This window comes from Bradyrhizobium sp., from assembly GCF_027451485.1.
GTDB lineage: Bacteria > Pseudomonadota > Alphaproteobacteria > Rhizobiales > Xanthobacteraceae > Bradyrhizobium.
In genome coordinates, this window is record NZ_DAIDJE010000015.1 from 15419 (window position 1) to 33989 (window position 18571).

Genomic DNA, 18571 nt, shown 5'->3' on the forward strand with positions numbered 1-18571 from the left:
CGAGGTGTCTTACGTCAGTGCAGCGATGCGGTCCGCATGAACGCCTGCGTGGTCAACGGCGCGATGGCCGGGCCGCTGAAGTGATCTGTGGTCAGGCCTGCTTGCGGATCGTCCGAGAAGCCCATCACGATCACAGCCTGCGGTTTGACGAACAGCTTGCTGAGCAGCGTCAGGTTGGGGTCGCCGAGCATCGTCACGGACATGGACGTGCGCGCGCTCGGCGCCAGCATCATCATCCGAGTCCAGGCGTCGTCGGTCTCGGGCGCCGTTCGTGTCGAGGTTGCCACGACGCTTCGCCCCTTTGCGACAGTGGTCGTGAGGTCGTTCTCAGCCACGATATAGCGGCTGGCCGGCGCAGTGTGCGCGCCCTGGGCAGGGGAGCTGTCAACAGGGGCGGACGCATCCGGCGCGTAAGCCATCGCGTCGTAGACGGCAGGCACGCTCGATGTGGATTGCGGCTCGGTCGAGGCCAGGGCGTGCCGGGCGTTGAGGGCCGCGACAAGCGCGGGCGTCGCCTGCCTCAATGCAGACTGCATGTCATCCCAGAAGCCGCGCGCGTTGATGATGTCAGCCGGGGTCTGCGTCCTGGCCTCTGCCGCGGGGATCACATTCAGCTTGGGCGGCTGTACAGCCTGCATGTCCGCCGCAGCGAGTTGCAACCTCGCGGCCACCGGCTTGGTGCGTGAGGTCCGTAGGGCATCGGCAGGCTTGGCGGCGGCGAGCTCGACGGCCGCAACCGCCTTGCCCGGAACAGCCGCAGCAGTGCCTTCATCGTCCTCTTCGTTCACCTTGCTGCCGAACAGGCGCGCCAGCAGGCCGGGCTTGCTCACCTTCGCCGCATCGTCGCCGCGATGCTCGATCTCGGCACGGGCAAGTTCATAGCCCTTCAGCGGCACGCCATCCGAGGGAATGTGGACCGTGCGTCCGTCAGGAAAAACGCGCACAAGCTGGTCGTGGGTCATGCGCGGCCAGTGCCGGATGTTTCCGGTATCGAGATGCACGAACGGCGATCCCGACGTCGGGTAGAAGCCGACGCCGCCGCGTTGCTCGCGCAGGCCGGCGTAACGGATCTGCTCAAGCGGCACGTCCGGGATGTAAAAATCCATCGCATGACCGAGCATGTGCTGGCTGAAGCGCGCCACGCCGGAATGGGCGGAGCGGTGGCGGAGCATGGCGTTGGTTTCGGGCGAGCGATAAGCGGAGATGATCTGGATCGGCTTCTTGCCGCCGACGTCGTGATAGACTTCCCAGATTATATCGAAGAGGCGGGGATCCATCGTAGTCTGTTCCTGGGTGCGCCAATCACGCAGGAAATGGTTGAGCTGCTTCAAGGCCTCTTCGTCAAAGCGGCCGTCGCGCTTGAAGGTGACCGTGAGGTCTTCGCCGGAATGGGTGTGATGGAAGGAGAGTGTGCGCGTATCGTTCAGGGCGGTGGCGTCGGGCACGGAGCCGATCCCGGCGAGCAGCAGCGGCAAGGCCAAACCAAGCCGCAATCCGGCCCTGGGCCAAGACAACGGACGAAGCTGGCGTGCAAAACCGGTCAGCACGTAATGAGCCACCCCTACAGACCGAGCGTTGACCCTTTCGCAACCCCATGTGGCGAAAGAGGGTAAATGCATCCTTAACGCGGGAGCGTTAAGCGAGACTTAACCAGAATCCCCAAAGCGGAAGAAAACTTAACCGAGCGAGTGTGGCGAAAACGAGCCCGCTGGTTGCCTCGGTGGACAACGGTCAACGTTGAAAAGGCCTCGTCCATCAGACGAGGCCTTTGTCTTGGCGAGGCAAATGGGGTGCAGCTCAGCGTTGGTAGTACCAGCCCTGTGGCTGCGGCGGGTAGAGCCGGCGGCGGCCAGGCGGTGGAGGCGGAGCCGCCGGGCCACCGAACAGCCGCTCGAAGAAAGACGGCCCCGACGACCAGGAATTGTCGCTGGCGAACCGCAGGTTGCCCACCGGCCTCACGTAGTTCGGCTGCGCATGGGCGATCACCGCCTCCAGGTCCTTGTTGCGGCCTCCCCGCAGCAGCGAAAGCATGGCGGCGTCGCGGCCATAGACGTCCTTGCGGAATTGCAGGTTGCCCTCGTCGTCCACGAATGCGGTCTGGTAGGTGATGTTGACCGGAATCGGCGTCGGGAATTTCAGGTCGACCTCGCTCGATCCGTACATGCTGCGGATCTTTTCCGGTGTGTAGTGGCTGTTCGGATCGGTGATGTTCAGCAGGATCGAGGCGTACTGATCCGGATTCTGAACCCGCATGCAGCCATGGCTGAAGGCGCGATCTTGCTTGGCGAACAGGTTCTTGTCCGGGGTGTCGTGCTGATAGACCAGGAACTTGTTCGGGAAGTTAAAGCGGATGCGGCCCAGCGCGTTTCGATCACCCGGCGGCTGCGAAATATGGATGCTGCCGTCTGGATTATGCTCGAGCTTCAGCCCCATGCGTTCCAGCACCGTCGGATCCTGCTGCAAGGCCGGCAGGTATTCGTTGTAGATGATTGACGGCGGCACGTTCCAGGTCGGATTGACGGTGATGTATTTCATCGTCTCCGTGAGAAGCGGCGTGGCGTGAATGCCGGGCTGGCCGGTGACCACCCGCGTGGTCCAGACCTGGGCGCCGTGTTGCATAACCTTCAGCGTATAGTCCGGAATATTGAGGATGACGTAGGCGTCGCCGATCGAAGGTGCGCCGAGATCGCGCGGCAGCCAACGCCAGCGCTCCATGTTGACGATGATGGTATCGATCTGCTTGTCGTGCTTCGGGCTATTGATAGCCCTGACGGTCCGCGCGTCGAGGATGCCGGTCGGCTTCAACTCGGCCATCGCCTGGAATTTGCGTACGGCTTCGGCGACCTTGGCGTCGTAGTGACGGTCGTCGGGATTTTCGCTGATGCCGAGCTTGGCGCGCAGCTGCGGCACGCGGTCATCTTCGACTTCGACTGCCGGCTGATGCTTGCGCTCCGGCGTGTACTTCAGCGCTGGGCCGTCGGCGATCTGAATCACGTGCCCGTCGCTTTCGCCGCGCAATTCTGCGAGCTTCTTTTTCAGCGCCTGATAGAGCTTCTGCGGCGGATTGTAGCTGTCGAGAGCGAGCGAAGCGTCCTTGGCCGAGGTGACGTTGGCGAGCACCTCGTTCGGATCGGTCGGATGTTCCGGATATTGAATGTCGCCTGACACTTGCGACCAGTGCATCCGTCCGCTCTGGGCCTGGCGCGCATAATCGAGCATGCTGGCGGTCAGCTTCAGGTCCGCTTCCGCCAGCGCGTCCGGCGTGGTCGCAGCGGCGAAATCCGGAACAGGGTAATCTGCCGGATTCAATCCATCGGAAGCGGCATCCTTCAGCCGCGCCACGACGCCCTTTGCGGTCTCGGTCAGCTTGCCGCTTTGCGTCCAGATCGGCGCGAAGTCGCGTGCGGTGTAGAATTTCTCGACCGCAGCCCGCTCCGACTTGCGTTCGAAGTGCACCGCCTTGGAAGCGACGAGCTCGCGCAGCTTGTCGGCAACCGGCTGATCGTCGGGCGCGACGTTGCTCGCCGCTTTGACGGGCTCCTTGGCGGGTTCGGGCGACGGAGCGTTAACGGCCGGCACTGCTGCAGGCGTTACGGTTGCGGTGCTGTTCTTGACCGCATCGCTGTTGCCATTGTCGCCCTTGGCTGCGTCACTGCTGGCTGGCTCGGTCTTGATTGCCTCTTCCTTCGCGGGCTCGCTCTTGGCGGCTTCGGAGGTGGGAGCGGTCGCGACATCAGCCGGTTTGGCGTCGGCTGTCGACGGGGCTGACGTCGTTCCGTCCGTCGCCTTTGCGGCCGGCGCCGATGCTGCTGGTGTCGATGCAGCTGTCTTGGCCGCGTCCGGCGAGGCGGTGTCCATCTTGAAGTCGGCCGCAGTCGGCGGCGGGACGTTGGCAGGTTCGGGGCGAGGGATTGCGGCATCGATCGCAAGCTCGGCAGCCGAGCTGCGCGGCGTGTCGCTTTGCGCGAATGCCGAACTCGCCGATACCGAGAGGAAGGTCGCCGCGACCGTCATCAGGACGCGGTCATATCCTCTGCGGTTCTTCCAACAGTCACGCATCATCACACCCCTTGGGTGAACTGCTCCTGGCTCGGAGCAGCTTTGGTTAGTTCGTCGAAGCTTGCGCGAAAGCGCCGGCCCATTCGGATTCTGAAGCTCATTTGGTTGAAATTGTGCCCCAGCGCCCCGGATTTGGCATGGCTGCCGCAATGATTCATGGGCCGACGATACATGGGCGCCCCTCATGCGGCCAGCGGCTGGAGACGCAACTCACGACAAACTGACCACAAGGCATCCATTTGCATCGCTTGCCCGAAGTTCTTGCCATGTGGGTCACCATTTGTCTGTCACTCGCGGGCAACGGTTCAAATGTTCCGGCCCGCTGGAATTTCGGCCGCCTTGTTTGCGTGTCGCGGCTGCTGCATCGCCATTAAGCCTCATCCCGCCTGATCTGTTCCGCGGTCCGCACCGGCCGACGCCTCTTCGTCGAGTTTGCGATAAAGCGTCGACCGTCCAATCTTCAGCCGGCGCGCTACCTCCGACATCTGCCCGCGGTAATGCGAAATCGCGAAGCGGATGATCTCGGTTTCCAATTCCTCCAGCGGCCGGACCTCGCCGCCGCCGGTCAGCATCGAAAGCATCCCCGCGGTTGATGCCGGCAGAGGTGCGATAGGTATTTCAATACCAGATATCACGTCTGGCGCGATTGCATGAGAAGCAGGCTCGACAATCAGCGGCTCGCCAAATGGTGTCGACACCGATGGCGAGGAGGAGGCTGCCATTTGCGGAAAGTCGGAAACGCTCAATTGGTCGCCTTCGCTCATCACGACGGCGCGATAAACGGCGTTCTCCAGTTGCCGGATGTTGCCGGGCCAGTCCAGCCGGGCCAGATGGGCCATCGCCTCGCCACTGACGCCGGTGATATGCCGGTTTTCCTCGGCGCAGAACCGCGCAAGGAAATGCCGCACCAGGTGCGGGATATCCTCGCGGCGCATCCTCAAGGGCGGAACGGTCACCGGCAGGACGTGAAGGCGATAGAACAGGTCTTCGCGGAAATGTCCGCCTTTGACCCGGTCGAGCAAATTGCGGTTGGTCGCGGAAATGATGCGCACGTCGACCTTCACGGGCTTGCGGGCGCCGACCGCCTCGACCGTGCCTTCCTGCAAGGCACGGAGCAGCTTGACCTGGGCTGCGAGCGGCAGCTCCGAGACTTCGTCGAGAAACAGCGTTCCGCCGGAGGCTTCGACGAATTTGCCGGAGTGGCGTTCGGTCGCGCCGGTGAAGGCGCCTCTTTCGTGTCCGAACAGAATCGACTCGACCAGATTATCGGGAATCGCGCCGCAATTGACGGCGACGAACGGCTTTGATTTGCGCTCCCCGCTGCCGTGAATGGCACGTGCGAATAGTTCCTTGCCTACACCGGATTCGCCCTCGATCAGCACCGGGATGGTTGAAGCGGCGGCCTTTTTCGCCGTCCGCATCACTCCCGCCATGGCCTCGCTGCGGGTGATGATGTCCGCAAAAGTCAGCCGGCCTTCGCGACTGTGACGGATGCGCTGCAGTTCGCCCTTAAGCGCGCTGGTGGTGAGGGCATTTTGCAGACTGACCTGGAGCCGCTCCATGCCCACCGGTTTGACGACAAAATCCTGTGCGCCGGCGCGCATCGCGGAGACGACGTTGTCGATGCCGCCATGGGCGGTCTGCACCACCACGGGAATGGAGAGGCCGACCTCGCGCATTTTGGCCAGGACGCCCATGCCGTCGAGGCCCGGCATCACGAGGTCGAGCACCATGGCGTCGATAGTTGGGGCGTCGGCGTCGGCCAGAAGCGCGATCGCGGCATCTCCGGAATCAACGGTGACCGCCTCATGACCGCATTTTTGCACCATATTCTCGACCAGTCGGCGTTGCACGGCATCGTCATCGGCGATCAAAATGGTGGCAGGCATGGTGTTCCTCACACGCAACAACTATCTGTCTCGAATCGGGGCACTCTCGCCGACGTGGATTAACGACCGCTTAAATCTTCTCTCCGGCGTTGGCCCTGCCGCCGCTTTGATCGAAAACGGGTTTCGAACAAGATGACCTCGCGCTCTTCCTCCGCCCTCCGCAAATCGACCTCCCCCCGCAAGACCAGTGCCAGGAAAGCCGCCGTATCCAGGGCGGACAGGCTGCCGGAATGGAATCTGGCCGATCTCTATTCCGGAATCGGTGCGCCGGAAGTGACGCGCGACCTCGACACGCTGGATCGTGAATGTGCCGCGTTCGAGAACGACTACAAAGGCAAGCTCGCCGGGCGTACAGCAGGCGAGGGCGGCGGACTCTGGCTTGCGGAAGCCGTGAAGCGCTATGAAGCGATCGACGATCTCGCCGGCCGGCTGAGTTCGTTCGCCGGCTTGGTGCATGCCGGCGATAGCGTCGATCCGGTGATTTCGAAATTCTACGGCGACGTTTCCGAGCGGTTGACCAACGCCTCGGTGCACCTGCTGTTCTTTACACTCGAGCTCAACCGCATCGACGATGCCGTGATCGAGACGGCCATGCGGACGGCGGAACTGGGGCACTACCGGCCGTGGATCGAAGATCAGCGCAAGGAGAAGCCCTATCAACTCGAAGATCGCATCGAGCAGCTGTTTCATGAAAAATCGCAGAGCGGTTACGCCGCCTGGAACAGGCTGTTCGATCAGACGATCTCGTCCTTGCGCTTCAAGGTGGCCGGCAAGGACCTTGCAATCGAGCCAACCCTCAGCCTGTTGCAGGACCGCGACGGTGCCAAGCGCAAGACCGCGGCGGAAGCGCTGGCCAAAACCTTCAAGGCCAATGAGAGGACCTTTGCGCTCATCACCAACACACTCGCCAAGGACAAGGAAATCTCCGATCGGTGGCGCGGTTTTGAGGATGTCGCGGATTCACGCCATCTGAACAACCGTGTCGAGCGCGAGGTGGTCGATGCGCTGGTCAGCGCGGTGCGCGCGGCCTACCCAAAACTCTCGCATCGCTATTATCGCCTCAAGGCCGGCTGGTTCAAAAAGAAGAAGCTGCCGCATTGGGATCGCAACGCACCGCTGCCCTTTGCGGCGACCGGTGCGATCGCCTGGGGCGACGCCAGGAACATGGTGCTGTCAGCCTATCGCGGCTTTTCGCCGGAAATGGCCGGAATCGCCGAGCGCTTTTTCACCGATCGCTGGATCGACGCGCCGGTGCGGCCGGGCAAGGCGCCCGGCGCCTTCTCGCATCCGACGACGCCCTCCGCACATCCTTACGTGTTGATGAACTATCAAGGGCGGCCGCGCGACGTGATGACGCTCGCCCACGAACTCGGCCACGGCGTGCATCAGGTGCTTGCGGCGAAGAACGGCGCGCTGATGGCGCCGACGCCGCTGACGCTCGCCGAGACGGCAAGCGTGTTCGGCGAAATGCTGACCTTCCGCCGGTTGCTCGGCGAGACCAAGAACGTCAAGCAGCGTCAGGCGCTGCTCGCCGGCAAGGTCGAGGACATGATCAACACGGTCGTTCGCCAGATCGCGTTCTACACCTTCGAGCGCGCAGTCCACACCGAGCGCAAGAACGGCGAACTCACCGCCAAGCGCATCGGCGAACTCTGGCTCGGCGTGCAGGGCGAGAGCCTGGGGCCGGCGATCGAGATCCGGGCCGGATACGAAAATTTCTGGATGTACATCCCGCACTTCATCCATTCGCCGTTCTATGTCTACGCCTACGCCTTTGGCGATTGCCTGGTGAATTCGCTCTATGGCGCCTACGAGAAGGCCCAGAGCGGCTTTGCCGAACGCTACCTGGCGATGTTGTCGGCGGGCGGCACCAAGCACTATTCGGAGTTGCTGAAGCCGTTCGGGCTCGACGCCAAGGATCCGAAGTTCTGGGGCGACGGCCTGTCAGTCATTTCCGGCATGATCGACGAGCTTGAGGCGATGGGGTAGGGACGCGTAGAACATCTGTTGAACGGATGGGGTCCCTTGTTATACGTTATGTATAACGGAGCTCTTCCCATGAGCAATGATCAGGAGGCCGGGGCCGGTATCCTCCGGGTCCGCAAAATCGGCAATTCCATCGGTGGATGCGGGACAATTGGCCTTCCGAATGACCCGATAGCCAGTGTGCCGTTGCGAGGCCTTCCGGATTGCGGTAATTGCACGCACAGCGCTTAGGATTCACTGGGGAGAAAGATGGCAAACCATAGCGAAGTGGCTTACACGACCGCTGACGGCAACGATTATGTGGCCCACGAACAGACCTATGAGGGCTTCATCAAGCTGGTGAAGTACGGTACCTCGGCCGTCATCGTCATCCTCATTTTGATGGCGATTTTCCTCATTTGATCGACTGACACTCGCGGCGCTCCCGCATCGTGAGAAAAGCCGGCCCTGCCAGTTGCAAGGCCGGTGAAGTATTTGCCAATCTGTCCGCACATTAACGCCTGCGTGTGTTCCGCGCCGCCGGAGGCCCCATGAAGATTGCCGTCGCCAAGGAAATCGATCCGTCCGAGCCGCGGGTCGCGGCTTCGCCCGACACGGTAAAAAAATTCAGGGCGCTGGGCGCCGAAATCGCCATCGAACCGGGCGCCGGGATCAAGTCGGGTTTGCTGGATTCGGATTTCACTGCGGCGGGCGCCACCGTCAGCGCCGATGCGGTCAAGGATGCCGACATCGTCATCAAGGTGAAACGGCCGGAGCCTTCGGAGCTTTCGAAGTACAAGCGTGGCGCATTGGTTGTTGCGATCATGGATCCCTACGGCAATGACGCCGCGTTGAAGAGCATGGCCGATGCCGGCGTCGCCGCGTTTGCAATGGAGTTGATGCCGCGCATCACGCGCGCGCAGGTGATGGACGTGTTGTCCTCGCAGGCGAACCTTGCCGGCTACCGCGCCGTCATCGAAGGCGCCGAGGCCTTCGGTCGCGCCTTCCCGATGATGATGACCGCGGCCGGCACCGTTCCGGCTGCGAAGGTATTCGTGATGGGGGTCGGTGTTGCAGGCCTTCAGGCGATCGCGACCGCGCGGCGGCTAGGGGCCGTCGTCACCGCGACCGACGTGCGCCCGGCCACCAAGGAGCAGGTGGAATCGCTCGGCGCCAAGTTTCTCGCCGTCGAGGATGAGGAATTCAAGAACGCGCAGACCGCGGGCGGCTACGCCAAGGAGATGTCGAAGGAGTATCAGGCCAAGCAGGCTGCGCTTACCGCCGAACACATCAAGAAGCAGGACGTGGTGATCACGACCGCCCTGATCCCCGGCCGTCCGGCGCCAAAGCTGGTTTCAGCCGAAATGGTCAAGTCGATGCGGCCAGGCTCGGTGCTTGTCGATCTTGCAGTGGAGCGCGGCGGCAATGTCGAGGGCGCGAAGGCCGGCCAGGTGGTCGACGTCGATGGAGTCAAGATCGTCGGCTACACCAATGTCGCCGGCCGCGTCGCGGCTTCAGCCTCTGGCCTTTATGCGCGCAACCTGTTCTCGTTCATCGAAACCATGATCGACAAGACCAACAAGGCGCTCGCCGTGAACTGGGACGACGAACTCGTCAAGGCCACCGCGCTAACCAAGGACGGCACCGTCATTCATCCGAACTTCCAGCCGAAATAAGGAGGAGAAGCCATGGAGCAACTCGCGCAGGCCGTCGATCCTTTCGTGTTCCGGCTGTCGATTTTCGTGCTCGCCGTCTTCGTCGGCTATTTCGTGGTGTGGTCGGTGACGCCGGCGCTGCATACGCCGCTGATGTCGGTGACCAACGCGATCTCTTCGGTGATCGTGGTGGGCGCGCTGCTCGCGGTCGGCGTCGGAATGATTTCGTCGGGCACAGCCTGGGCACGCGGCTTCGGCTTCGTCGCGCTGATCTTTGCCTGCGTGAACATCTTCGGGGGCTTCCTGGTCACGCAGCGCATGCTCGCGATGTACAAGAAGAAATCCAAATGAGCGGCAACCACCTCGGGATGCGATAAGGAAACGGGGGACCTGAGATGAGCGCCAATCTCTCTGCATTGTTGTATCTCGCGGCAGGCGTGCTGTTCATCCTGTCGCTGCGCGGGCTGTCGAGCCCTGCGACCTCGCGCCGGGGCAACCTGCTGGGCATGATCGGCATGGCGATCGCGGTCGGCACGACGCTCGCGAGCCATCCGCCGGCGGACGGCACCGCATGGCTGCTCGTGATCGTCGCGGTCGCAATCGGCGGCGGAATTGGGGCGGTGATCGCGCGCCGCGTGCCGATGACCTCGATGCCCGAACTCGTCGCGGCGTTTCACTCCCTGGTCGGCATGGCGGCGGTCCTGGTTGCTGCGGGCGCTTTCTATGCGCCCGAAGCATTCGGTATCGGCACACCCGGACACATCCATTCGCAAAGCCTGGTCGAGATGTCGCTCGGTGTCGCCATCGGCGCCCTGACCTTTACCGGCTCGGTGATCGCGTTCCTGAAGCTGTCGGCGCGCATGAGCGGCAAGCCGATCATCCTGCCGGCGCGTCATCTGATCAACATCGTGCTCGCGGTCGCGCTGGTGGTCAGCATCGTCAGCCTCGTCCTGACCGGAAGCGAAGTCTATTTCTGGCTGAATACGGCGCTGGCGCTCTCGCTGGGCGTGCTGATGATCATTCCGATCGGCGGAGCCGACATGCCGGTCGTGATCTCGATGCTGAACTCCTATTCCGGATGGGCGGCTGCCGGTATCGGCTTTACCCTCGGCAATTCGGCTCTGATCATCACCGGAGCGCTGGTCGGCTCCTCCGGTGCGATCCTGTCCTACATCATGTGCCACGCGATGAATCGTTCGTTCATCTCGGTGATCCTCGGCGGTTTCGGCGGCGAGACGGCGGCCGCCAGCGGCGGCGGCGAGCAGAAGCCGGCCAAGCTCGGCTCGGCGGACGATGCGGCCTTCATTATGAAGAACGCCTCGAAGGTGATCATCGTGCCCGGCTACGGCATGGCAGTGGCTCAGGCCCAGCATGCGCTACGCGAGATGGCTGACATCCTCAAGAAAGAGGGTGTCGAGGTGAAGTACGCCATTCACCCGGTCGCCGGCCGCATGCCCGGTCACATGAACGTGCTGCTCGCCGAAGCCAATGTGCCCTATGACGAGGTGTTCGAACTCGAGGACATCAATTCGGAATTCGCCCAGGCCGACGTCGCCTTCGTGATTGGCGCCAATGACGTCACCAACCCGGCCGCCGAGGAAGACAAGACATCGCCGATCTACGGCATGCCGGTGTTGCAGGTGTGGAAGGCGGGCACGGTGATGTTCATCAAGCGCTCGCTCGCGTCCGGCTATGCCGGCATCGACAATCCGCTGTTCTATCGCGACAACACCATGATGCTGCTCGGCGACGCCAAGAAGGTCACGGAAAACATCGTCAAGGCAATGTGAGGCCGAGGCAGGCCGTGACGCTCAACCAGAGCGGCATCGGTCCAATCGCAGGCAGCGGTGAGCGGCGGAGCTCAGCACCGGTCTTCTGCTGGTTTCGCTGTTCGCGATCGCGCTGCTCGCGAGGAAATTCTCATCGGTGATGCGGCCGTCGATTCTGATGCCGGAGGGGCTGGCCGCCGTCGTGGCCGCCCGCCGGAACGATGTGCAAAAAGAGCATTAACCCGGCGCCCGGCTCGTCTCTGGCCACGATCGGGCTGACGATTCCGGTCGTCGCGATCGCGGCCTCCGAACTCGACAAGCAACTCGTTGGGCTTCCGCCCAGGGACTGGTGCTACCCGGCGCTGACGCTGCTTCTGCGCCTGCTGACGCTGGGCAGCGGCCGCACCAACATCCTTTTCGGGTTGGTCCAGCTTGTGGTATTTGCAGTGTTCGTGTTCCCGGTGTTCGTTCCCTGAACGGGAGGAGAAAAGCCCAAGATGATGAGCGCCGCGTCTGATGTTCAGGTCGATACCCCGGAGGTGCGCGTGACCCGATGGCGGCTGGCTCCCGGAACGGCCACCGGACACCATATTCACGAGATGGACTATGTTATCGTTCCCGTCACCGCGGGCGAAATGACCATCGTGGCGCCGGGCGGGGAGCGCTCGAAGGCTCAGCTCGGGGTCGGCCAGTCATATTTTCGTAAAGCTGGTGTTGAACATAACGTGCTCAACGAAAGCGCTGCCGAGATCGTCTTTCTTGAAGTGGAGTTGAAGCCATAACGCCGCCGTTTACCGAATTGCCACCGATATGCCTCAAATCTTGGGCATCTGAACCCGCGCGGGAGCGGTTGGCATGCTGAAATTGGCCTCCAAATTTGCGATGGATATTTTGCCGTCGGTGATCGCTACGGTCGTCGGCGCCTACATCGTCAACCACTATATCAACAACAGGACGCCCGCCGCCCCTGCCGCCGCGGTGTCCACGGCCGAACCCAAGAAAGCTGTCTCGAAGGCCGATTCGAAGCCCGCCGAGAGATCGGCCGACATCGGCAATATCCGCGAGCCGGGCGTCCGCGCGAAGGGCATCTCGGAAAAATCCATTGTCGAGAAATCGGCGGCCGAGAAGGCTGCCGTCGAGAAGGCTGCCGGGAAGGCGGATCGCCCTGCCGAGACCGCCAGTATTCCTCCAGTTGCTCCCGCGGAGGTCCGTCGCCACCCGGCCTCGCCGCGCGAGAAGGCCGCTTCCAAGCCGGCCCCTGCCGCCGAACCGGTGGTTGCTGCCCCCGTTACTGCTCCGCCGGCTGAAGCCACGCCCGACGCCAATGATCTGGCGCGCGCGGCGATCGAACGCCTGCGCAGCAGCGATCCCGCTCCGCGCGTGCAGGAAACGGCCAGGCTGCCGGAGCCGCCCAAGCCTGTGGAATCGCCGCGAGTCCTAGCCGCGCCGTCCGCACCGGTGCCGGCGTCGGTACCGGTTGCGACCGCCCCGCCGCTCCAGCCGCTCCCGCCGCCAATCATGGTATCGGCTCCGCCGGCCGCCGATGCGAACCCGGCGGTGGTGCGAAATGATGATCCGAATCGGCCGACGCCCCCGGCCGATATTCCCGATCCGCATCCGCCCCTGGATTTGCGCGCTGATGCCGCGACGGACCAGCCGATCAAGCGGCCACTCGCGGACGTGTTCTCGGCCGCCAAATCGATGTTCAACTCCGTGTTGCCGAAGCCGCAGCCGTAAGCTCGGTCCAGCATGCCGGCCTGCGGCGCCGCATCGGCGCCGCTCACAAATCATTGCAGAACATTCGTGGCCCTGGCAGGCTTGCCGCCGACGCGAGCAATCTCGGATCGTGCGCTTCGCCATTGGGACGCTGGTTGATGGCGGCGTCTTAGCCGCGCTTGGTCTGGTAGCGCTTCGTCGAAGTTTGACTGCTGCTTGTTGCGCCTTGCCGTCGATCTGATCGCATGGGGTCGAGGTCGATTGCCTGTCAAAGTCGGCCAGCGTCCGGTACGAAATGCATCGGCCTGGTCGGAGCGGGCATAAAAAAACGCGGGCCGCATAGGCCCGCGTCGGGGATATTCTATTCGATCGAGAGGGGTCAGCGCGGTCCGCGCGGCGCGCCCGCACCGCCACGGCCCGGGCCACGCTCGCCGCCGGGACCGGCGCCAAACACCGGCTTAGGCTTCATCGGCAACAGGCCTTCACGCTGCAACTTCTTGCGGGCAAGCTTGCGCGCGCGGCGCACGGCCTCGGCCTTTTCGCGGGCCTTCTTCTCGGAGGGCTTTTCGTAATGACCGCGGAGCTTCATCTCGCGGAAAATACCCTCGCGCTGCATCTTCTTCTTCAGCGCCTTGAGGGCTTGGTCGACATTGTTATCGCGAACGAGAACCTGCACGCGGCATCCTCTTTCCATTGATCGGATTGGATTCTGGTAAGGTCAAAGGGCGGGCAAAGGGCCTGATCCTGACCTTTAAGCGCGCGGATGTAGCAGACAAAGTGAGTATTGTCCACCTTTGGACGGCAAAATAGACCGGCAGATTGGGCTAAATCCTGTCCGTTCCGTCCGGTTGGGCCGGCTTGGCGTGATGAACCTGGGTCACATGGCCCATCTTGCGGCCTTGTCTGGGGGCGCCTTTGCCGTAAATGTGAACGGTAGCGCCCTGCACCGTCAGCCAGTCCCCATAGCTGTTGATCTCGTCCCCGATCAGGTTGGTCATGGTGACCTCGCCGTGACGCAGCGGCTTGCCCAGAGGCCATCCGGCAATGGCGCGGATATGCTGCTCGAACTGCGAGATCGAGGCGCCGTCCAGCGTCCAGTGGCCGGAATTATGCACGCGCGGCGCAATTTCGTTGACGAGCACGTCCGGCTTGCCGTCGCGGTTGACCACGAACATCTCGACGGCCAGCACGCCGACATAGTCGAGCGCCACGGCGATACGCTGCGCGATGTCGCGGGCTTGCGCGGCGAGTTCGTCCGATATGGCGGCAGGTACGCGCGAAACCTTGAGGATGTGATCCCGGTGCTCGTTTTCGGTGACGTCAAAGCATTCGACGCTGCCGTCGGCCGAGCGGGCCGCGATCACCGAGATCTCGCGCTCGAACGGCACGAACGCCTCAAGGATCGCCGACTTGGTGCCAAGGTCCGTCAAGGCGCGTTCCGGTTCGTCATTTGAGCGGATGATCGCCTGCCCCTTGCCGTCATAGCCGAAGCGGCGGGTCTTCAACACCGCGGGCAGGCCGATCCTGGCGATCGCAGCGAGCAGGGTCTGCGGGGAGGAAACATCGGCATAATCGGCAGTCTTGATGCCGAGACGCGTGACAAAATCCTTCTCGATCAGCCGATCCTGCGTCGTCTCGAGAATCCTGCGATCGGGCAGCACCGGCCGCCTCGCAGCGAGGATCATCGCGGAAGCAGCCGGCACGTTTTCGAATTCATAGGTGATGACGTCGACATCGCCGGCGAACAGTTCGAGTGCCTCGACATCGGCGTATTCGGCGCAGGTGGCGTTGGCCACCACATCAAAGGCCGGCGAGTCCGGATCCGGCGAAAACACCTGGCAGCGCAGGCCAAGCCGCGCCGCCGCCATCGCCAGCATCCGGCCGAGTTGTCCGCCGCCGAGAATTCCAATGGTGTCGCCTGGTTTCAGCGTCACCCGAGATACGTCCGTCACGCGGATTCCTCCGGACTCTCGGCAACCGCGTCGGTCTGCTTCTTGCGCCAGGCGGAAAGCCGTTCGGCAAGCGCCTTGTCGTGCAGCGCCAGCACGCTCGCAGCCAGCAGCGCCGCGTTGATCGCCCCAGCCTTGCCGATCGCAAGCGTCCCGACGGGAACGCCGGCCGGCATCTGGACGATGGAATAAAGTGAATCGACCCCCGCCAGCGCCCGTGATTCGATCGGTACGCCGAACACCGGAAGTTCCGTCAACGAGGCGGCCATGCCCGGCAGATGCGCGGCCCCGCCGGCACCCGCGATGACGATCTTGAAGCCGGCGGCCTTGGCGCCTTTCGCGAAGGCATAGAGCCGCTCCGGCGTACGATGTGCGGAGACGATTAGCTTCTCGCAAGCCACCCCGAGCGCGCCGAGGGTTTCGGCGGCATGGCGCATGGTCTCCCAGTCCGACTGGCTTCCCATGATGATGGCGATTGGCGCGGGCATATCGTCAATTCTTCTGAAACGGAATCCAAAAAACGCAGGTCCGATTATAGGATCGGCCCTCTCTACGGCAAGGTTAGCAAGGGAGCGACTATGGACTATCCTGTCTTGGTACAAACAGGCAAGCTCTGTTGGCCCTGGACCAGCGGCTGGCGTTAACAGTTAACATATGAGCGGTTTGGTCGGTGGATTCGGACCTGGGTCTGCGCCCCTTGGGAAGACCGATGAAGAAGAAAACGAGGGTGATGGAATCGCGCTCGAAGCGCCGGAGGTCGGCTCCGGGCAACGGCAAGGCTCACCCGCGCCATGGTGCCGGTCTCGCCGGTGGTTCCGGCGCGAAGGCCGAGATCCGGCGGCTCAAAGCTCAATTGGCCAAGGCGCTCGCGCGCATCGAACAGCTGCAGGCGGCGGCCGAGACGGACTTCCTGCTCGAGATTCCGAACAGGCGTGGGTTCGAGCGCGAGCTCGGCCGCGCCATCTCGTATATCCAGCGCTATCATGCAAGCGGCGCGCTGATCGTGCTTGACGTTGATCGGCTCAAGCCGATCAACGATAATTTCGGCCACGCGGCGGGCGACGAGGTGCTCAAGGCGATCGTTGCGGTGCTGTCGCGGCAGATCCGTTCCTCGGACGTGATCGGGAGGCTCGGCGGCGACGAGTTTGCGCTGCTGCTGTGGAATCTCTCCGAGACCGATGCACGCGCGAAAGCCGCCGCGCTTGAGGAGGATATCGATCGCCTCAGTTTCGCCTTTGCGGGCGAGGCGGTCGCAACAGGCGTTTCAGCAGGCGTTGCTATTCTCACGGCCCATTCGGACGCCGCACGGGCGTTGGGAGACGCCGATCGTGCCATGTATCTGCGCAAGGCGCAGCGTCGCCACGAAGTCTTCGATCGTCCCCGTTCACCAGACAGCCGAGCAGCGCCATGACCAAGCCCAAGCCGTTCACGCTTCATGTTGCCGAGCAGGACATCGCCGATCTGAGGGCGCGTCTTGCCAGGACGCGCTTTCCGGATTCGGCGCCCCGCGGGAACGATCCTTGGGCCTTTGGCACAGATGTCGCTTACTTGCGCACACTCGTGGAGTACTGGCGCGAGCGCTTTGACTGGCGCGCGGAGGAAGCGGCATTAAACGCCTTTCCACAGTTTCAAGTTGCCGTCGACGGCATCGACCTGCATTACCTGCATGTCCCCGGCATCGGGGAAAACCCGATGCCGCTGCTGCTCTTGCATGGCTGGCCCGGCTCGGTGTTCGAATTCCTCGACATCATTCCTCGCCTTACGGACCCGGCGAGGTTCGGCGGCGATCCGCGCGATGCCTTTACCGTGATCGCGCCCTCGCTGCCGGGCTACGGACTTTCATTCAAGCCGGGCCAGAAGCGGTACGGTGTTCCTGAAATGGCCGATTGCGTCGCCGCGTTGATGCACGACGTGCTTGGTTTCCCGCGCTTTGCCGCGCAAGGCGGAGATTGGGGTGCCGCCGTGACCAGCCGGCTTGGCTACGCCCACGCTGACAAGATTATCGGCATTCACATCAATCTGATGATGGCCGCAGGCCGCGATCCCAAAGCTCTTCAGGATCCGAGCGAGGAAGAGAAACGCTATCTCGGCGAACTGGCGCACTGGATGGGTGAAGAAACCGGCTATCAGTGGATCCAAGGCACGCGGCCGCAGACGCTATCGTTTGCCCTGACGGATTCGCCGGCGGGACTGGCCGCCTGGATCGTCGAGAAGTTTCGCGCCTGGTCGGACTGCGGCGGCGAGGTCGAGCGCGCCATCAGCCGCGAGCGCATGCTCGCCGACATCTCGCTCTACTGGTTCACCGCCGCGATCGGATCGTCATTCTGGCCGTATTATGCGCGGCTTCACGGCTCCGTCATCCTGCCGCCGGGCGAGACCATTACGGTACCGACCGGCTACGCTCAATTTCCCCGCGAAATACTGAAACCCCCGCGCAGCGTGGCCGAGCGGGTATTCAAGAACATCCGGCGCTGGAGCGTCATGGAAAAGGGCGGTCATTTCGCCGCCCTCGAACAGCCGGATCTCCTGGCGAACGAAGTGCGCGCATTTTTCCGCGAGTTGCGTTGATCTCAGAGACAGTTCAGATCGTCCGGTACCTGTCCGAATGTCTTGAGCACGCGTGCATCGCCGAACTCGCCGACCATCGGATCGCCGCTGCGGCAGAATGCCACCGCGCCGATGCTGCCCGCTGCTCGCGACATCGCTTCGGCGCGTCGCAGCGCACTGCTCGAATGCTGACACTCCTCGGCGGCGCCTGCGACCAGCATGCCGCTCTCATCCTGCAAGAACGGCATCGCGACGTAGTAGGTCACGTTGGCCATACTGCTCTCCCATTCCTGATGATCAGGCCGCGTCGTCCCTTTGGCGCGACCGCCTGGCGGTTGCGCCGAGCTTCACGGCCTTCGTCCGCAGTTCGCTCAATTCGGTTTCCAGATATTCGTTGGCCAGGATCAATGCCTTGATCGTGCTGCGCGGGTCGCCGTTGCACATCGCGATCAGCCGGTCACAAGCCTGTTCGTAACTCGGGCTGAAGGGAAACGAAGCAGGTTCGGCCATGGCGCGTTCCTCGAAGCGGGATTGGGATGTATGAATGTTCCTATTTTGTTCTATTCGAGTCAAGCCTCGTTTTCGGTAGGACGCGTCTTTGGCTGCGCGGGCTTCCTCGAGCGCTTCAGGCGATGATGTCGGGCGTGATCTGGTCTTCAATGAAGGCGATACGGTCGCGCAACTGCAGCTTGCGTTTTTTCAGCCGTTGCAGCCGCAAAAGGTCGGGCGCCGGCGACTGATGCAGCGCATCGATCGCGGCGTCGAGATCGCGGTGTTCCTGCTGCAGCCTTGCGAGCTCGGACTGGAGTTCGCGCTCATCTTCGTCGGTCATGGTCTACTTAAATCGAAAACGCGGATGAGGTTTGCGAAAAGTTCCGGCAAGCCGAAGCAGGAATATCCTCCCTGGCTGGCCGCTCCGCAAGCAAGTTCGAGAGCCGCATCGGCGGGAAAACGCGCGTACTGGCGGGAGCCGCGTACCGCCTTGGGCTTCGTGCGGCTTTCCGGCGCGAATGGAACCGGCC

At 62.8% G+C, this 18571-nt stretch carries 19 protein-coding genes and 1 pseudogene; 10 read left to right on the forward strand and 10 right to left on the reverse strand.

The genetic code is table 11. From position 1 onward, the window contains the following. Positions 1-14: 14 nt before the first annotated feature. The 3 genes from NEZ08_RS02330 to NEZ08_RS02340 form a co-directional block, all read right to left on the reverse strand. The gene (locus tag NEZ08_RS02330) at positions 15-1559 is read right to left on the reverse strand and encodes a DUF882 domain-containing protein (protein WP_298102865.1); all 1545 of its coding nucleotides are present in this window, start codon (positions 1557-1559) and stop codon (positions 15-17) included. Between the two features lie 238 nt (positions 1560-1797). After that, positions 1798-4059: a L,D-transpeptidase family protein gene (locus tag NEZ08_RS02335; protein WP_298102868.1), complete on the reverse strand. Its 2262-nt coding sequence runs from the start codon at positions 4057-4059 to the stop codon at positions 1798-1800. A 377-nt stretch (positions 4060-4436) separates the two neighbouring features. Continuing rightward, on the reverse strand, positions 4437-5948 hold the full coding sequence (locus tag NEZ08_RS02340) for a sigma-54 dependent transcriptional regulator (protein ID WP_298102871.1): 1512 nt from the start codon (positions 5946-5948) through the stop codon (positions 4437-4439). Positions 5949-6080: 132 nt separating this feature from the next. Here NEZ08_RS02340 and NEZ08_RS02345 point away from each other — a divergent pair, with 132 nt between their 5' ends. The 8 genes and pseudogenes from NEZ08_RS02345 (at position 6081) to NEZ08_RS02380 (ending at position 13074) form a co-directional block, all read left to right on the forward strand. Then, a complete protein-coding gene (locus NEZ08_RS02345) occupies positions 6081-7937 on the forward strand; it encodes a M3 family oligoendopeptidase (protein ID WP_298102874.1) in 1857 nt (618 codons plus the stop codon). Positions 7938-8183: 246 nt separating this feature from the next. Beyond that, positions 8184-8336: an aa3-type cytochrome c oxidase subunit IV gene (locus tag NEZ08_RS02350; protein ID WP_298102877.1), complete on the forward strand. Its 153-nt coding sequence runs from the start codon at positions 8184-8186 to the stop codon at positions 8334-8336. Positions 8337-8464: 128 nt separating this feature from the next. Further along, positions 8465-9589 (forward strand): Re/Si-specific NAD(P)(+) transhydrogenase subunit alpha, encoded by a 1125-nt coding sequence (locus NEZ08_RS02355; protein ID WP_298102881.1) that lies wholly within the window; start codon positions 8465-8467, stop codon positions 9587-9589. A gap of 12 nt (positions 9590-9601) precedes the next feature. Continuing rightward, positions 9602-9919, forward strand: coding sequence for a proton-translocating transhydrogenase family protein (locus NEZ08_RS02360; RefSeq protein WP_298102883.1), 318 nt, complete (start codon positions 9602-9604; stop codon positions 9917-9919). Positions 9920-9963: 44 nt separating this feature from the next. Further along, positions 9964-11358 (forward strand): NAD(P)(+) transhydrogenase (Re/Si-specific) subunit beta, encoded by a 1395-nt coding sequence (locus NEZ08_RS02365; protein ID WP_298102886.1) that lies wholly within the window; start codon positions 9964-9966, stop codon positions 11356-11358. 70 nt (positions 11359-11428) lie between these two features. Beyond that, a pseudogene (locus NEZ08_RS02370) lies at positions 11429-11813 on the forward strand (ionic transporter y4hA); the annotation flags it as partial. A gap of 21 nt (positions 11814-11834) precedes the next feature. Beyond that, positions 11835-12119, forward strand: coding sequence for a cupin domain-containing protein (locus NEZ08_RS02375; RefSeq protein ID WP_298102888.1), 285 nt, complete (start codon positions 11835-11837; stop codon positions 12117-12119). 73 nt (positions 12120-12192) lie between these two features. Beyond that, entirely contained in the window at positions 12193-13074 is an 882-nt protein-coding gene (locus tag NEZ08_RS02380) for a hypothetical protein (protein ID WP_298102891.1), read from the forward strand. Between the two features lie 358 nt (positions 13075-13432). Here the strand turns inward: NEZ08_RS02380 and rpsU are convergent, their stop codons facing one another. From rpsU to purE, 3 genes are all read right to left on the reverse strand, one after another. Continuing rightward, positions 13433-13729: a 30S ribosomal protein S21 gene (gene rpsU, locus NEZ08_RS02385; protein WP_298102894.1), complete on the reverse strand. Its 297-nt coding sequence runs from the start codon at positions 13727-13729 to the stop codon at positions 13433-13435. 148 nt (positions 13730-13877) lie between these two features. After that, entirely contained in the window at positions 13878-15005 is a 1128-nt protein-coding gene (locus NEZ08_RS02390; protein ID WP_298102898.1) for a 5-(carboxyamino)imidazole ribonucleotide synthase, read from the reverse strand. After that, entirely contained in the window at positions 15002-15490 is a 489-nt protein-coding gene (purE, locus tag NEZ08_RS02395; protein ID WP_298102901.1) for a 5-(carboxyamino)imidazole ribonucleotide mutase, read from the reverse strand. Before purE ends, NEZ08_RS02390 begins: the two co-directional genes overlap by 4 nt. A gap of 221 nt (positions 15491-15711) precedes the next feature. Here purE and NEZ08_RS02400 point away from each other — a divergent pair, with 221 nt between their 5' ends. Continuing rightward, the gene (locus NEZ08_RS02400) at positions 15712-16413 is read left to right on the forward strand and encodes a GGDEF domain-containing protein (RefSeq protein ID WP_298102904.1); all 702 of its coding nucleotides are present in this window, start codon (positions 15712-15714) and stop codon (positions 16411-16413) included. After that, positions 16410-17570: an epoxide hydrolase family protein gene (locus NEZ08_RS02405; RefSeq protein WP_298102907.1), complete on the forward strand. Its 1161-nt coding sequence runs from the start codon at positions 16410-16412 to the stop codon at positions 17568-17570. Before NEZ08_RS02400 ends, NEZ08_RS02405 begins: the two co-directional genes overlap by 4 nt. A 2-nt stretch (positions 17571-17572) precedes the next feature. On the opposite strand, the gene NEZ08_RS02410 is transcribed toward NEZ08_RS02405, so the two are convergent. The 4 genes from NEZ08_RS02410 to NEZ08_RS02425 all read right to left on the reverse strand — a co-directional run. Beyond that, on the reverse strand, positions 17573-17824 hold the full coding sequence (locus tag NEZ08_RS02410; RefSeq protein WP_298102910.1) for a hypothetical protein: 252 nt from the start codon (positions 17822-17824) through the stop codon (positions 17573-17575). A 22-nt stretch (positions 17825-17846) separates the two neighbouring features. Then, positions 17847-18059, reverse strand: a complete 213-nt coding sequence (locus tag NEZ08_RS02415; protein WP_298102912.1) for a hypothetical protein — start codon at positions 18057-18059, stop codon at positions 17847-17849. Between the two features lie 115 nt (positions 18060-18174). Next, complete coding sequence (locus NEZ08_RS02420; protein WP_072817426.1) at positions 18175-18381, reverse strand: DUF465 domain-containing protein; 207 nt, start codon at positions 18379-18381, stop codon at positions 18175-18177. Continuing rightward, positions 18378-18571 (reverse strand): hypothetical protein (locus tag NEZ08_RS02425; RefSeq protein WP_298102920.1); only part of this gene is annotated, 194 nt, incomplete at its 5' end. The genes NEZ08_RS02425 and NEZ08_RS02420, both read right to left, overlap by 4 nt.